We start from the raw sequence: 15,551 nt of genomic DNA on the forward strand, positions 1-15,551 counted from the left end.
CATCTCAGCGCTCCCGTCCATCGACATGGTCGGTGCCGGTCAAGCCGCGCGCCGCCAGCAACACCACGAGGAACAGCGCCGTCATGGCAAAGCCGATGACGATGGCGGTCAGCACCAGCGCCTGCGGCACCGGATCGACATATTGGCTCGGATCGACAATGCCGCCGCTGATCACCGGCGCCTTGCCCACCGCCAGCCGGCCCATCGCGAAGATGAACAGATTGACCGCATAGGACAGCAGCGACAGCCCGATAATGACCTGGAAGGTCCGCGGCCGCAGCATCAGATAGACGCCGCAACTGCACAAAACGGCGATGCCAATGGCGAGGATGAGTTCCATCAGCGTGTCTCCCCCGTGGTCTGGGGCGGCAATTCCGGTTCCTTGATCGGCGCTGGCGGCGGCGCATGGCGCGCCACCTTGGGCGAACGGATCGATTGGTGCGCCAGCGCGATCAGGATCAGCACGGTCGCGCCGACCACCAGGACGAACACACCCAGGTCGAAAATCAGCGCACTCGCCATCGGCACCCGGCCGATGAAGGGAATTTCGACATATTGGAACGAGGTGGTCATGAAGGGATAGCCGAGCAGCAGCGAGGCCGCACCAACCAGCACCGCCACCAGCAGCCCGGCGCCGATCCAGCGCACCGGCAGGATACGCAGCCGTTCTTCGACCCAGCGGGTGCCGCCCGCCATATATTGCAGGATAAACCCGATCGACATGACGATGCCGGCCGCAAACCCGCCGCCCGGCTGGTCGTGGCCGCGCAGGAACAGATGCAGCGCCAGCACGATGATGACCGGGAACATCCACTGCATGATCACTGACGGAATCAGCAGATATTCGCTGATGGTGTCGCCCTGTTCGCGGTCCGGGGCCTGATCGTCGAAGGCGTTCTGGAACTTCTGCTGTTCCGGCTTGTCGATGGAGTCGGCGGCCGGACGGAACCGGCGCAGCACGGCAAACACCGTCAGCGCCACAATGCCCAGCACGGTGATTTCGCCCAGCGTATCGAAGGCGCGGAAATCCACCAGCATGACGTTGACCACATTGGTGCCGCCGCCAAGGCTATAGGCATTCTTGAGGAAATATTCCGAGATGCCGGACGGAATCTGGCGCGTCATCACCGCATAGGCCACCAGCCCCAGCCCGAGCCCGGCAATGGCTGCCAGTCCCATGTCGCGATAACGGCGGAACTTTGCTTGCTGCAAGGCGGCTTCGTCGGTCAAGTCCTCGACCCGCTTGGGCAGCCAGCGCAGCCCCAGCAGGATCAGCACCGTGGTGACGATCTCGACCAGCAACTGGGTGATGGCGAGGTCCGGCGCCGACAGCCAGACAAAGGTGATGCAGCTGACCAGCCCGGTGCCGCCCAGCAGCACCAGCGAGACCAGCCGGTGGAATTTGGCCTGATGCGCCGCCATGATGGCGCAGACGATGCCCACGGCCCAGAGCAGGGCGAAGGCGGGGTCAAACCCGGCCAGGGAGAATTCGATCGGGCCCAGCCCGCCGATCAGGATGACGGCCGCAGCGGCGGTTGCCGCCGCGAACAGCAGCAGCAATTGCGGCTGCAGGCGACGCGTGCCCAGCACGCTTTCCAGCCGGCGCGCCCATTTGGAGGTGACGGTCAGCATGATGCGCTCGAAGACGCGCTTGCCCTTGAGCTCACGGATCAATGGCGGACCATCGAGGCCCTTGTTCAAATAGCCATACAGCGCCCAATACAGCAGCCCGCCGCCGACCAGCGCCACACCGCTCATGGCGAGGGCCAGGTTGGGACCGTGCCATACCGACAGGCTATAATAGGGTGTATCAGGGCCGGTGACCGAGATCACAGCCGCCGCCAGATAGGGGGCGATGGTAATGCCGGGAATGATCCCGACGATGAGGCACAGCAGCACCAGGATTTCGATCGGCCGGCGCATCAGCCCGGGTGGCTCATGCGGCACCTTGGTCAGCTCGGTCGGGGCCGGGCCGAAGAACACGCCATGCACGAAGCGCAGCGAATAGACCACGGCGAACATGCTGGCGAGCGTCGCGCCGACGGGCAGGGCGATGTTGACGAACGGATTGGCGTCACGCAGCGCCGTTTCGGCGAAGAACATTTCCTTGGACAGGAACCCGTTCAGCAGCGGCACGCCGGCCATTGCCGCGCTCGCCACCATGGCCAGTGTCGCGGTGAAGGGCATGAAGCGGAACAACCCGCTCAGTTTTCGAATATCGCGGGTTCCGGTCTCGTGATCGATGATGCCGGCGGCCATGAACAGCGACGCCTTGAAGGTCGCATGGTTGGCGATATGGAAGATCGCCGCCACCGTCGCCAGCGGGGTCGACATGCCCAGCAGCGTGGTGATCAGTCCGAGATGGCTGATGGTCGAATAGGCCAGCAACCCCTTGAGGTCGGTCTGGAAAATCGCCGAATAGGCGCCAAAGATCAGCGTCGCCATGCCGGCACAGGTGACAATCCAGAACCAGGCATCGGTGCCCGCCAGCACTGGCCAGAAGCGGACCAGCAGGAACACGCCCGCCTTCACCATGGTTGCCGAGTGCAGATAGGCGGAAACCGGGGTCGGCGCCGCCATGGCATGGGGCAGCCAGAAATGGAACGGGAACTGCGCGCTCTTGGTCAGGGCGCCGAGCAATACCAGCAGCAAAGCCGGCAGATACAGCGCGTGCTCGCGGATGAGATCGCCCGAGTTCAGCACCACATCGAGGTCATAGCTGCCCACGATATGGCCGATGATCAGCATGCCGACCAGCAGGCCAAGCCCGCCCAGGCCCGTCACCGTCAGCGCCATACGCGCGCCGTCACGGGCCAGATTGAGGTGGAACCAGTAGCCGATCAGCAGGAAGGAAGTGATCGAGGTCAGCTCCCAGAACACCACCAGCTGGATAATATTGCCGGACAGCACCAGGCCGAGCATCGACCCCATGAAGGCCAGGAAAAACGCGAAGAAGCGCGGCACCGGGTCCTTGGGCGACATGTAATAGCGTGCATACAGCACCACCAGCAGGCCGACACCGGTGATCAGCACGCCGAACAGCCAGGCAAACCCATCCAGCCGCAGGATGATGTTCAAGCCGAGGGAGGGGATCCACTCGATTTCGTGCCGGAGGACCTGGCCATTGGTGATCTGGGGATACAGCCAGACCATGACCGCCAGGCCAAACACCGCGACCGTTCCGGCCAGCCAGGCTTCAGTATTGCGCGCGTTCGAGGGGAGGACCGCCGCCAGCACACTGGCCAGAAACGGTAGAAGCAGGACGGCGGTGAGCAATAGAGCTGGAGTCATTGGCGCGGCGGAAATCTTCCAATGGCTGAAAAGGGTTTGCGCGGTTTGCGAAAGCGAACCGGCATACCCGCTTTTCAACTGAGCGGAAGTTTTACGCAACCCCGAATAAAGTCGTGCGACGCTTCGGCGCGTGAAATTTTTGTAACCAACGGGTCAGGCGGCGGCGCCAGCCACCTTCGATACCTCATTCGTCAGTAAAAACGGCGTCCGACCTGCGGGAAGGTGACGCAACCGATGCTCACCAGATTCGCGTCACGCTGGCGACGGGTTGGCCTTTGCGCGCGCCATCTGCCGTTCGATATCGGCCAATAGCGCCGGCAATTCGCCGGGTGAGCGAATGGTATAACGCGGCACTTCGCCGGCTTCCGCCGGGATGTGGCTGCGCTTCTTGGACCAGCTCTGCCAGATGCTGATAATGCCCAGCCGATTGGCGCCGCCAATGTCGCGCTCCAGATGGTTGCCCACCATGACGATGGATTGGGCGTCGGCGCTGGCCAGCCCCAGCGAGGACATGGCTTTCTCGAACATCCGCTGATCCGGCTTTTCGCAGCCCTCGGCCTCGGAAATCACCTGCGCATGGAAATGCGGGCTGATGCCGTGTCCGCCCAGAATCGTCGCAAAGCTGCGCACCCTGCCATCCGCTACCAGCGCCAGCCGATAGCCATCGTCAGCCAGCGCGCGGACCATTTCCAGCGCGCCGGGGATCAGCCCCGCCTCGATGACATAGCCCTCGGCGTCGAATTTTTCGCTCGCCTCGTTGACCAGCGTATCGCCGCTATCGAGGAACACCGCCTTGAGCAGTGGCTGTTCCTGCCGCACCTGAGCCAGCACACTCTTTACCTGGCCCGGAATCCAGGCCGCCAATGCGGTCCAGTCGCTGAACTGGGCCTCGGCGAGATCGAAGGTCTGGCCGAAATTGAACGTGGGCAGGAAGGCCCGGGCCTGCAGATAGCGTTTGACCGCGCGATGGTCCTCCGGCGTCACCGCAACCAGTGCGTCGCGGAACATGGCGTTGATCAAAATCCCGCCGCGTCCCGCCAGTTCCTGGCAGCTCATCGTGGTGAGGTCCGCACCTAGGCGCTGCGCGTCGACCGTTGCGGTGAAGGCATGTTTGCCCGGCGTCGATACCAGCGTTACCTGGCCGGCTTCGACGGGCAGGGCGCCGTCATTGCCCCGCATGGTGAACTTGCCGCCATGGGCACTGGCTTCCACCGCGATCACCGCGTCATCGGCGTCGAGCTTGAGCCAGATATGCTCCAGCTCATAGAGATGCTGAATATCCCAGTCCCACCAGATCGCATATTCGAGCACCTTGGCCACGCCGGGCTCAAAACTGATGTCGAACAGCGCCGAGGGGGACTGGCCCGCAGCCGTCAACACCGAGACGCCGACCCGCGAGGGAAGGAACGGCTCATTGTCGCAAAACCGGAGGACCGGTGCCAACCGGCGCGCCAGGGCGATGTCGGCGTCAGTGGCGGTGCGGGATGGTGACGACATGGCAGGCTTTCCTCGAACCCAGAAAACGGCAATGCTCTATCTTGTAATCGTTTTCAACATCGCCCCGCAAGCCGGCGCCAAAGGTAAATTTTTGCCATCAGCGCCGTCTTGCTGCCAGTGCTTGTAAATCTGCTTGTAAATCGGCTTGGAAATCGAGGTGGAAATCGAGGTGGAGACCATCAAGAAAACCGCAAGAAAACTGTCAGCATGCTGGCAGCGCGGGCTTGTCGGCGAAATCGGGGTGGTCAGGGCAGGGGGATGGTGGAAGCCCTTTGAATCAAAGTGTTTTCCAGCACCACCTGGCGTGGGGATTTGCTGATGCCGCGCATGTGGTCGATCAGCGTTGTGGCAGCAATCTGGCCCATTTCATGGATCGGCTGGGCGATGGTCGACAGGGTCGGGAAGGTGACCGATGATTCCAGCACGCCGTCATAACCCAGGATCGAGAGGTCGCGGGGCAGGTCGAGATTGAGCGCGTGGGCCGCGTGCATCACCCCGATGGCCAGCATGTCGGTGGTGGCAAAAATCGCCGTCAGTTCCGGATGCCCGGTGATCATTGCCTCGCCGGCCTCCTTGCCGATTTCAAAGCTGGCAATGTCGAAGGGCTGCGAAAAAGTGATCTGCACATCGGTCGCAAGGTCTTCTGCCGCCTGACGAATTCCGCGCACCCGCTCGCTGCCGACATCCGCCGCGCCGCCCTTTTGCGCCACGTTCCCGGCCACGACGCCGATCTTGCGGTGACCCAATTCGATCAGATGCCGCATGCCCTGGTAGCCGCCGGAATAGTTGTCGCAAACCACCGAGCTGACCGCGGCAATCTTGGGTTTCATATCGACAAAGGACACCGCAATGCCCCGGTCACGCAGGGTATTGACCTGCTTGATGGTGCGGGCGTTGGCAGCCGAGGGCCGGATGATGACCCCCTGGGCTCGCATGTCGAGCATGGTCTCGAGATAGGCCTCTTCGCGATCCGCATCGCCATTGGTCGAGCACAGCAGCACGCGATAGCCCTGATCAAACATAGTAGTTTCAATGGCATAGGCCAAAGCACTGCTGAACGGCGTGCGCTGCTGGCGCAGCAAAACGCCGACAATATTGGACTGCTGGGTGCGAAACGAACTCGCCAGCCCGTTAGGCCGATACCCCAGCTCGGCAATCGCCTTGCTAACGGCTTCCCGCACCGCCGGCCGCACATGGGCATAGCCATTGACCACGCGCGACACCGTCGCAATCGAAACATTCGCCAGCCGCGCCACATCCTTGATCGTTACCATTCCGCGGCTCTTTTCTGTGTTTTTCTTTCGCCAGCATGCTTGCAGGTTTTCTGGTGGTTTTCTGCCAGCATGCTGGTGGTTTTCTTGTAGTTTTCTTGCGGTTTTCTGGTGGATCTGCCGGCGGATTTGCTGCCCGCGTTTGGTGGTCGGGATTCATATCTTGTTTTGAAAACGTTTACAAGATATCGTCACTCAATCGACAAGCGTGGGTATTAGTGACGAGGGGCAAAAGCACCCTTGGAAGTGGAGGCTTCCGGCTCAAACCCACCAGCTGGACCTCGGAGGATGCGAAGTTTTCATTTCGTGGGAGGGAAATGCAAATGCAGAAGGATCGTTTCGCGGTGACGCGGCTGCTGGCGGTAACGTCGGTGCTGCTCAGTGCAACGGCTTTGGCTGGTGCCATCGTGGTGCCGGCACAAGCCCAGGACGCCGCCAAGAGCTGCGCCGGCAGCTATGCCGAGGCGCCACAACTCAAGGCCATGGTCGATGCGGGTACGTTGCCCCCGGTGGCCGAGCGCCTGCCGCTCGATCCGCTGGTAATCCAGCCGGCCGAAGAAATCGGCGTTTATGGCGGCCAGTTCATCGATAGCTGGGGTGGCGGCAACATCGCCGATATCCGCCAGTTCGGTTACGAGCCGCTGGTGCGCTGGAGCGTCGATGGTTCCGAGGTGGTGCCTGGCATCGCCAAGAGCTGGGACATCAGCGAGGACGCCAAGACCTACACCTTCCATCTACGCGAAGGCATGAGATGGTCCGATGGCCAGCCCTTCACCGCCGACGACATCCTGTTCTGGTGGGATCGGGTGGAGAACAATATCAAGGTCACCACCGGCGGCCCGCGCGCTGAACTCAAGAATAATGGCGAAAGCCCGATCGTCACCAAGCTGGACGATTATACGGTCAGCTTTGCCTATAGCGAGCCCAACGGGCTGTTCCTGCAGAATATGGCCGGGCCCTATGGCCAGCGCGCCGTGCAGTTTCCCAAGCATTATATGGAGCAGTTCGATATCGACCTGAATCCCGATGGCGTGGCCGAGCTGATGGCCGCCGCCAACGCCACCGACTACGCCGCGTGGTGGAAGGGTAATGTCGGCTCCTATAATGACCCGGCCCAGTTCAACAATCCGGCGCGCCCATCGGTGCATGCCTGGATCGGCACCGACACGCTGCTGGGCAAGGAACGCGTGACCTTTACCCGCAACCCGTATTACTTCGCCGTCGATCCCTCATGCCAGCAGCTGCCCTATATCGATGAGCGCATCTGGAGCGTGGCGGCCGACCCCGAAGTGACGCTGCTGCAGGCCATTCAGGGCCAGATCACCATGTCGCCGCGCAACGTATCGACGCCGCAGAACCGCGCGGTGTTCTTCGACAGCCAGGAAGCAGGTGACTATCACCTCGTGCCGGCCACCAGCTGCGACTACAATACCGCCGTGCTCGGCTTCTCGGTGAACCACCCCGATCCGATCAAGGCGCAGGTGTTCGGCTCCAAGGATTTCCGCGCCGGCGTCTCGCTGGCGATCAACCGCCAGGAAATCATCGACACCATCTATCTGGGGCAGGGCGAGCCCTTCCAGCCGGCGCCGTTGCCGAATTCGCCCTTCTACAATGAGACGCTGGCCAAGGAATTCACCCAGTTCGATCTGGCCGCCGCCGCCGAGCATCTCGACAAGATCATCCCGATGGGCGCCGATGGCGTCCGGGTCGGGCCGGACGGCAAGCCGTTCAAATTCTCCGTGGAAATCAACGCCGACTTCAAGCCGGATACGGTTGACGCCTTCCAGCTTATCGAACGCACCTGGAAACAGGCTGGCCTCGATGTGACGGTCAATTACCACTCCGACGAATTGTTCGGCAACGCCCGCGCCAAGCCGGATTCCGACGCGGCTGTGTGGGTGGGCGAGAATGGTTGCGGACAGTTGCCGCTGCTCAATCTCGGCCGGTTCATGAACGACTATGGCTATTGGTCGCTGGGCAATTGGAGCGGCTGGGCCGCCTGGGACGCGCTGCGCCTCAACCCGGACGCCAAGCTGGCCGAAGGCGTGACCGCCATCGAGCCGCCGGCCAATGTGCAGCGTCTTTATGTGCTGCGCTCGACCATTCCCACCACGGTGGGCGAGGAACAGGCCGCGTTGATGAATGAATTCACCGACCTGCTGGCCGAGGAATTCCTCACCATCGGCATCGCCAATCCGGCGGGCTACTACCGTTCGGTCAAGAACAATCTGCACAACGTGCCGGCCGAGCTGATCGAAGGCTGGCTCTATCCCGGCCCGGGCCCGGCCAACTTCTCGACCTTCTTCTTCAAGGAATAATGTCTCCACGAGCGGGATGGTCCCAGGTGACTGGGGCCATTCACTGGGCCGGCTCTGTTCCAATCGCTTTGGCGGAGCCGGCCATTTTTCCGATGCAGCTGCGTGCCACTGCAGAAAAGGGAGGCCGCCAATGGGGGCATTCATGCTGCGCCGGATCATCTATGTGATCCCCGCGCTGATCGCGGTTTCGCTGATCTCGTTTTTGATCATCGCCATTCCGCCGGGTGACTATGTGACCCGCCTCGCCGAAATTTCCGCCTCCAAGGGCGACGTCATGCCGATGGCCGAGCAGGAGGCGATGCGCCGGGCCTATGGCCTGGATCTGCCGATCATGGTGCAATACTGGAACTGGATCACCGGCGTCGTGCTGCGCGGCGATTTTGGCTATTCCTTCTCGTTCAACCTGCCGGTCAAGGACGTGATCTGGCCGCGCATGGGGCTGACCGTGGTACTGTCGGTCGCCAGCCTGCTATTCATCTGGGTCGTCGCCATCCCCATCGGCATTTTTTCGGCGGTGCGCCGCTATTCGGCCGGCGACTATATCGCCACCTTTATCGGCTTTCTCGGGCTGGCCGTTCCCAGCTTCCTGCTGGCGCTGGCCAGCATGTACGTCGCCTTCGCCTGGTTTGGCATGAATGTCGGCGGGTTGTTTTCGCCGGACTATATCGAGGCGCCCTGGAGCTGGGACCGGGTGCTCGACCTGCTCAACCATTTGTGGCTGCCGATGATGGTGCTGGGCACGGCAGGCACTGCCAGCGTCATCCGCATCATTCGCGCCAATCTGCTGGACGAGTTGCACAAGCCCTATGTCACGGCGGCCCGCGCCAAGGGCAAGGGCGAGTTCGCGCTGTTGATGAAATATCCGGTGCGCCACGCGCTCAACCCGTTCGTTTCGGGGCAGAACGATATTTTCGTCGAGATTGTCTCGGGCGGCACCATCGTCGCCATCGTGATGGGGCTGCAGACCACCGGGCCACTGCTGCTCGATTCCCTGCGCACCCAGGACATGTATATGGCCTCGAGCTTCATTCTGATGCTGAGCGTGCTGGTGGTGATCGGCACGCTGCTGTCGGATTTGCTGCTCGCCTGGCTCGATCCACGCATTCGCTATCAGCAGGGGTAGGGCGATGATGATGAATTTTCACCGTGCCATCGGCTCATCGTCTCCCTCCCCCTTGTGGGGAGGGATCAAGGGTGGGGGTGAGCCACAAGCACCGAGCCTGCGGCACCATACCCCCACCCGGCTCGATCACGGACTTAGCAAGCTAAGTCCTATCTCGCTGTCCCTCCCCACAAGGGGGAGGGAGGCGATAGAGCAGAGACCGCAGCGCCGCACGATGGGGGCTTACCCATGACTACCTTCGACGAAACCACCGGGCTGGTAGCGCCGGTCGCTGCCAGCCAGCAGCGTGGGCGGGGTTATGATGGGCATTGGGCGTTGGTCTGGCAGAAATTCCTGCGCCACCGGCTCGGTGTGGCCGGCGGCATCGTCGTCATCCTCGCCTATGTGGTTGCGCTGATCCCCGAATTTCTCGCGCCGGTGACGCTGGAAGCCTATAATCCGGCCTATAGCTATGCGCCGCCGCAGACGCTGCATTGGGGGCGCGACGATGGCGAGGGCTGGCGCTTTGCCCCCCATGTCAACGCCTACAAATCGGTGATCGACTACAATTCGGGCCGTCGCCTGTTCGAGGAAAATCCCGAGCAACCCATCGATGTCGGCCTGTTCGTGCAGGGCGAATCCTATCGCCTGCTCGGGCTGATCCCGACCGAGCTGCATCTGTTCGGGGCGGTCGAAGCCGGCCAGCCGTTTTTCATCGCCGGCGCCGACCGGCTGGGCCGCGACATTCTCAGCCGCACCATCTATGGCACCCGGATTTCCATGACCATCGGGCTGATCGGGGTGGCGCTGAGTCTGGTATTTGGCATTCTGATGGGCGGCATTTCCGGCCTGTTCGGCGGCGTGGTCGACAATCTCATCCAGCGCTTCATCGAGTTTATTCAGTCGGTGCCGGCGATTCCGCTATGGATCGGGCTGGCCGCCGCCATTCCGGCCTCGGTGCCGCCGCTGCAGGTGTATTTCCTCATCACCATCATCCTGTCGGTGCTGGGCTGGACCAGCCTGGCACGCGTGGTGCGCGGACGGTTCCTCGCCATGCGCAACGAGGACTTCGTCAAGGCGGCGCGGCTGGATGGCTGCGGGCCGGTGCGGATCATTTTCCGCCACATGCTGCCCAGTTTCCTGAGCCACATCATCGCCACCGTCTCGCTGGCTATTCCCAGCATGATCCTGGCCGAAACCGCGCTGAGCTATCTTGGTATCGGGCTGCGCACGCCAATCGTTAGCTGGGGCGTGCTGCTGCAGGAGGCGCAGAATGTGCGCACCATCGCCTCGGCGCCCTGGCTGCTGCTGCCGGGCGGGGCGGTGGTGATTGCGGTGCTGGCGCTCAACTTCCTCGGCGATGGCCTGCGCGACGCCGCCGACCCCTATTCGGACTGAGGACGCTATGGAAAACCTGGTAGAAATCCGCGACCTCAGGATCACTTTCGCCGGTGCGGTGGATGTGGTCACCGGGCTCGATCTCGATATTCCGGCCGGCAAGACGCTGTGCCTGGTCGGCGAGAGCGGCTGCGGCAAGTCGGTGACGGCCAAGGCGATTTTGCAGGTCATCGACCATCCCGGCCGGGTATCGGGCGGCGCGATCACCTTGCGCCAGCCCGATGGCGGCCTGCTCGATATTGCCAGCACCAAGCCCTCCAGCCCGATCATGCGCGCGGTGCGCGGCGCCGATATCGCCATGATCCATCAGGAACCGATGACGTTCCTGTCGCCGCTCTACACCATCGGCAACCAGATCAGCGAAGCGCTGACGTTGCACCGCAAGCTGAGCAAGGCCGAGGCGCGGGCCGAGGGCATCAGGATGCTCGAACAGGTCGGCATGCCCGATCCGGCGCGGCGCTATGACAGCTACACCTTCCAGCTGTCGGGCGGGCAGCGGCAGCGGGCGATGATCGCCATGGCGCTGATCAACCAACCGCGCCTGCTGATTGCCGACGAGCCGACCACGGCGCTCGACGTGACCACGCAGGCCAATATTCTCGACCTGCTGGCGCAATTGCAGCGCGATACCGGCATGGCGGTGTTGTTCATCACCCATGATCTGGGCGTGGTGGCCGAAATCGCCGATGAAGTTGCGGTGATGTATCTCGGCAAGATCGTCGAGCGTGGGCCGGTCAAGGAAGTGCTGGAGCATCCCAAGCATCCTTATACGCGCGGGCTGCTGGCCTCGATGCCGCGACTGGATGGGGATTTCAAGACGCCGCTCAAGGCCATCCCCGGCATGGTGCCGCCGCCGGCGCTGCGGCCGCCCGGCTGCTCGTTCCATCCGCGCTGCGACTGGGCGCTGGCCGGGTTTTGCGACCGCATCGCCGTGCTGGAAACGCAATTGGGCGATGATCATATGGTCGCCTGCCACGCCTATGGGCCGCAGGGCGCCAAGATCAGCAGAACGCCGCTGCGCCCGCCGGCGGTGGCTGCTGCCGCGGTGCCGAAGCCGGCCGTGGTTGAGCCGCTGCTGAGCGTGCGCGCGCTGCACAAGCAGTTCCCCATCCGCGCCGGCTTTTTCCAGCGCCAGCTGGGGGCGGTGCGGGCGGTCAACGATATTTCGCTCGATATCTATCCCGGCGAAACGCTGGGGCTGGTCGGCGAAAGCGGTTGCGGCAAGTCCACGCTGGGCCAGACCATTGTCGGGCTGCATCGCGCCGATAGCGGCGCCATCAGCTTTGCCGATGGCAGCCATCCGCCGGTCGATCTGCGCACGGCCCGCGGGGCTGAGGCCAAGCGGTTGCGCACCGATATCCGCATGATCTTTCAGGATCCCACCGGCTCGCTCAATCCGCGCATGCGGGTGCGGGATATCATTGGCGAAGTGCTGCAGGTCAATGGCAGGCATAGCGCCGCTGAGATCGAGGCCAGGGTGCAATTGCTGCTCAAGCAGGTGGGGCTGAGCCCGGACTATGCCGAGCGCTATCCGCATGCCTTTTCCGGGGGGCAGCGCCAGCGCATCGCCATCGCCCGGGCGCTGGCGTCGGAGCCGCGGCTGGTGATTGCTGATGAGGCGGTGTCGGCGCTCGACGTGTCGGTGCAGACCCAGATCATCAATATGATGAAGGCGCTGCAGGCCGAGATGGGGCTGACCTATCTGTTCGTCAGCCATGATCTGGGGGTGATCGCCAATATCAGTGACCGGGTGGCCGTGATGTATGCCGGGCGCATTGTCGAAATCGGCACCACCGAGGCGATTTTCCGCAAGCCGCGCCATCCCTATACCGAGGCATTGCTGGCGGCCATTCCCGGTCAGGGCGCGGAAAAATCGGCGGGCCGGGTGCGGCTGGGCGGGCATGTGCCGGACCCGAGCCAGCAACTCACCGGCTGCGCCTTCGCCGATCGCTGCCAATATGCCCAGCCGGCGTGCCGGCAGATCGAACCACCACTGGCCGGGGCAGCGGATCATCGTTATGCCTGTATTCGGGCCGATGAACTTCAGCTGCGCACGGTCACCGGCAAGCCCGAGTTGACCGAGGCGTGAAATCGGTCGACAGACCCCGGTACAGGCGTACAATGCCTGTTCCAAGTGCTTCGGTTAGGGAACATGCATTCCACAATTCAGTTGATCGACCTGCTCGGGGCCGGCGCTTTGCTGCTTTGGGGGCTGCGGATGATCAAGACGGGCGTGATGCGCGCGTTTGGCGCCTCGCTCCGGCTGTGGATCGCCAAAGGCACCGGCAATCGCTTCGCCGCCGTCTTCTCCGGCATCATGGCAACGCTGGCGCTGCAATCGAGCACCGCTACCGCCGTCATCACCGCCTCCTTCGCCAGCAAGGGCGCCATCAATCCGCGCATGGCGCAGGCCGTCATGCTGGGCGCCAATGTGGGCACCTCCATCGCGGCGGTGATCCTGTCGCTCGATGTGCACTGGTTCGCCTCGGCGATGATTCTGGTCGGCGTCACGGTGTTTTCGTTGAGCAAATTCGCGCGCGGCAAGGGCATTGGCCGGGCCGTGCTCGGCCTTGGCCTGATGCTGCTGGCCTTGCAACTGGTTGGCAATGTCACCGGGCCGCTGCGCGAATCCGAGGTGATGGTCGCCATATTGTCAGGGCTGGCCGATGCGCCGGCTTTCGCGCTGATTCTGGCCGGCGTGTTGGCCTTTGTCTCGTCCTCGAGTCTGGCGGTGGTGCTGTTCGTGGCGCTGCTGGCTTCGGCCGGCATTGTCTCGCCGCCGCTGGCGGTGACTTTGGTGGCCGGGGCTAATCTGGGCGGCGCCATTCCCCCCATGCTGGCGGTGTTGAGCGAAGGCACCGAGGCGCGGCGGCTGACCATGGCCAATTTCGTGGTCCGGGCCATCGGCGCCATCATTCTCACCATTTTCGCCACACCGGCCGCTGGCCTGCTCGAAACCATCCTGCCGGAGGCCGATGACCTGACCATTGCCGCCCATATCGGCTTCAACCTGGCGCTGCTGGTGCTGTTCCTGCCGCTGATCGGCCCGATCGGCAAGCTCGCCGCCATGGTGGTGCCGGAGCCGGCCACCGGGCAGCGCGGCGTGCGCTATCTCGACGATACCGTGCTCGACACCCCGGCCATCGCGCTGGCGGCGGCGGCCCGCGAAACCCTGCGCGTCAGCGATATCGTGCTGCATATGCTCGAAGGCAGTCTCGAAGCGCTACGCAATCCCGGCCCGGGCGGGCGCAGCGCTGCGGCGCTGCTCGATGACGATGTCGACGCGCTTAATCAGGCCATCAAGCTCTATCTGACCCGGCTCGACCAGACCGATCTCGATCTGGAAGACGCCCGCCGCTCCGGCGAAATCATGAGCTTTGCCATCAATCTCGAACATGTCGGCGACATCATCGAATCCGGGCTCTATGACGTCGCCGCCAAGATGGCCAAGCGGCATTGGAAATTCTCCGCCGATGGCCTCGCCGAAATCACCGCGCTGTATGAGAAGACCATTCTCAACATGCAGCTGAGCCAGACGGTGTTCCTCACCGACGACCCGCAACTGGCGCGTCAGCTGGTGGCCGCCAAGGTTGAGGTGCGCCGGCTCGAGGCCGAGTCGGCCCAGAGCCATATCCAGCGCGTGCGCGAACGGGTGCCGGCCTCGGTCGAAACCAGCTCGCTGCATCTCGATCTGCTGCGTGACCTCAAGCGGATCACCGCGCATCTGGCCTCGGTGGCCTATCCCATCCTCGAAACCAAGGGCGAGCTTGATGAAAGCCGCCTGCGCCCGCACGCCGCCCTCGATCCCAGCGCGGCGTCAGAATAAATCCTGGAGTTTGCGATGAACTACGATGCCGTCCTCGCGGATATGGTTGCGGTGGCCCGCGCGGCCGGAGCCCTGACCCAGACCTATTTCAAGCGCTTCCGCGATTTGGAAATCGGCATCAAGGGACCGGCCGACTTCGTTTCCGAAGCCGACAAGGAAAGCGAGCTGCTGATCCGCAAATTCCTGTTCGAGCGCTACCCGGACTGGAGTTTCACCGGCGAGGAATTCGCCCCGGTGGACAAGGACAGCGAACACCGCTGGCTGGTGGACCCGATCGATGGCACCACCAATTTCATCAACGGCATGCATTACACCATCTCCATCGCCCTGCGCCGGGGCAATGAGACGGTGGCGGGAGCGCTCTACAATCCAGTCTCCGACGAGATGTTCACCACCATCAAGGGCAAGGGCGCCTTCATGAATGGCGAACGGCTCTGGGTGAGCGAGCAGGCCGATATCGGCCTGTTCAATGTCGGCACCGGCCTCGCCACGCCGGGCCTGTTCACCCATGATGGTTTCTACCAGCGCCTCGACGCGCTGCGCGCGCCCATCGGCGCGGTCCGCGTCGTCGGCAGTTCGGCCAATAGCTGCGCCTATGTCGCGCTCGGCCGGCTCACCGGCTATTTCGAGGAATCGGGGCTGGTCGATTGGGCGGTCGGCGTACTGCTGGTGCAGGAAGCCGGCGGCATCGTCACCGATTGGTGGGGAAGGGGGCCGGAATTCTACGAGCGCACCGGCTGCGTGATCGTGGCGAACACGGCTACGCATGCGTATTTGCTGGACAAGCTCAAGGATGCGCCGAGGAAGGATCCGAAGGACGGGTCACACTGAGGGAAATCTTCACCTCT

Annotated in this window: 10 protein-coding genes; 6 read left to right on the forward strand and 4 right to left on the reverse strand. The window is 63.0% G+C overall.

The annotated features are described in order from the left end of the window. Positions 1 to 4 precede the first annotated feature (4 nt). The 4 genes from ACX3OZ_RS13790 to ACX3OZ_RS13805 all read right to left on the reverse strand — a co-directional run bounded on the left by ACX3OZ_RS13790 (position 5) and on the right by ACX3OZ_RS13805 (position 6,062). On the reverse strand, positions 5 to 340 hold the full coding sequence (locus ACX3OZ_RS13790; RefSeq protein WP_459096805.1) for a Na+/H+ antiporter subunit C: 336 nt from the start codon (positions 338 to 340) through the stop codon (positions 5 to 7). Then, positions 340 to 3,291, reverse strand: a complete 2,952-nt coding sequence (locus ACX3OZ_RS13795; RefSeq protein WP_459096804.1) for a monovalent cation/H+ antiporter subunit A — start codon at positions 3,289 to 3,291, stop codon at positions 340 to 342. Before ACX3OZ_RS13795 ends, ACX3OZ_RS13790 begins: the two co-directional genes overlap by 1 nt. A gap of 252 nt (positions 3,292 to 3,543) precedes the next feature. Beyond that, on the reverse strand, positions 3,544 to 4,788 hold the full coding sequence (locus ACX3OZ_RS13800) for an HAD family hydrolase (RefSeq protein ID WP_459104701.1): 1,245 nt from the start codon (positions 4,786 to 4,788) through the stop codon (positions 3,544 to 3,546). 245 nt (positions 4,789 to 5,033) lie between these two features. Then, complete coding sequence (locus ACX3OZ_RS13805; protein ID WP_459104702.1) at positions 5,034 to 6,062, reverse strand: LacI family DNA-binding transcriptional regulator; 1,029 nt, start codon at positions 6,060 to 6,062, stop codon at positions 5,034 to 5,036. 320 nt (positions 6,063 to 6,382) lie between these two features. Here ACX3OZ_RS13805 and ACX3OZ_RS13810 point away from each other — a divergent pair, with 320 nt between their 5' ends. The 6 genes from ACX3OZ_RS13810 (at position 6,383) to ACX3OZ_RS13835 (ending at position 15,534) form a co-directional block, all read left to right on the forward strand. Beyond that, the gene (locus ACX3OZ_RS13810; protein ID WP_459096801.1) at positions 6,383 to 8,377 is read left to right on the forward strand and encodes an ABC transporter substrate-binding protein; all 1,995 of its coding nucleotides are present in this window, start codon (positions 6,383 to 6,385) and stop codon (positions 8,375 to 8,377) included. A gap of 130 nt (positions 8,378 to 8,507) precedes the next feature. Further along, a complete protein-coding gene (locus ACX3OZ_RS13815; RefSeq protein ID WP_459096800.1) occupies positions 8,508 to 9,500 on the forward strand; it encodes an ABC transporter permease in 993 nt (330 codons plus the stop codon). 228 nt (positions 9,501 to 9,728) lie between these two features. Beyond that, positions 9,729 to 10,877 (forward strand): ABC transporter permease, encoded by a 1,149-nt coding sequence (locus tag ACX3OZ_RS13820; protein WP_459104703.1) that lies wholly within the window; start codon positions 9,729 to 9,731, stop codon positions 10,875 to 10,877. Positions 10,878 to 10,884: 7 nt separating this feature from the next. Next, positions 10,885 to 12,966 carry an ABC transporter ATP-binding protein gene (locus ACX3OZ_RS13825; RefSeq protein ID WP_459096798.1) on the forward strand — a complete coding sequence of 694 codons (2,082 nt, stop codon included), beginning with the start codon at positions 10,885 to 10,887 and terminating at the stop codon, positions 12,964 to 12,966. Positions 12,967 to 13,029: 63 nt separating this feature from the next. Next, positions 13,030 to 14,703, forward strand: coding sequence for a Na/Pi cotransporter family protein (locus ACX3OZ_RS13830; RefSeq protein ID WP_459096797.1), 1,674 nt, complete (start codon positions 13,030 to 13,032; stop codon positions 14,701 to 14,703). 15 nt (positions 14,704 to 14,718) lie between these two features. Further along, complete coding sequence (locus ACX3OZ_RS13835; RefSeq protein ID WP_459096796.1) at positions 14,719 to 15,534, forward strand: inositol monophosphatase family protein; 816 nt, start codon at positions 14,719 to 14,721, stop codon at positions 15,532 to 15,534. The last annotated feature ends 17 nt before the right edge of the window (positions 15,535 to 15,551 follow it).

The sequence above is a fragment of the Devosia sp. A369 genome (assembly GCF_054489345.1).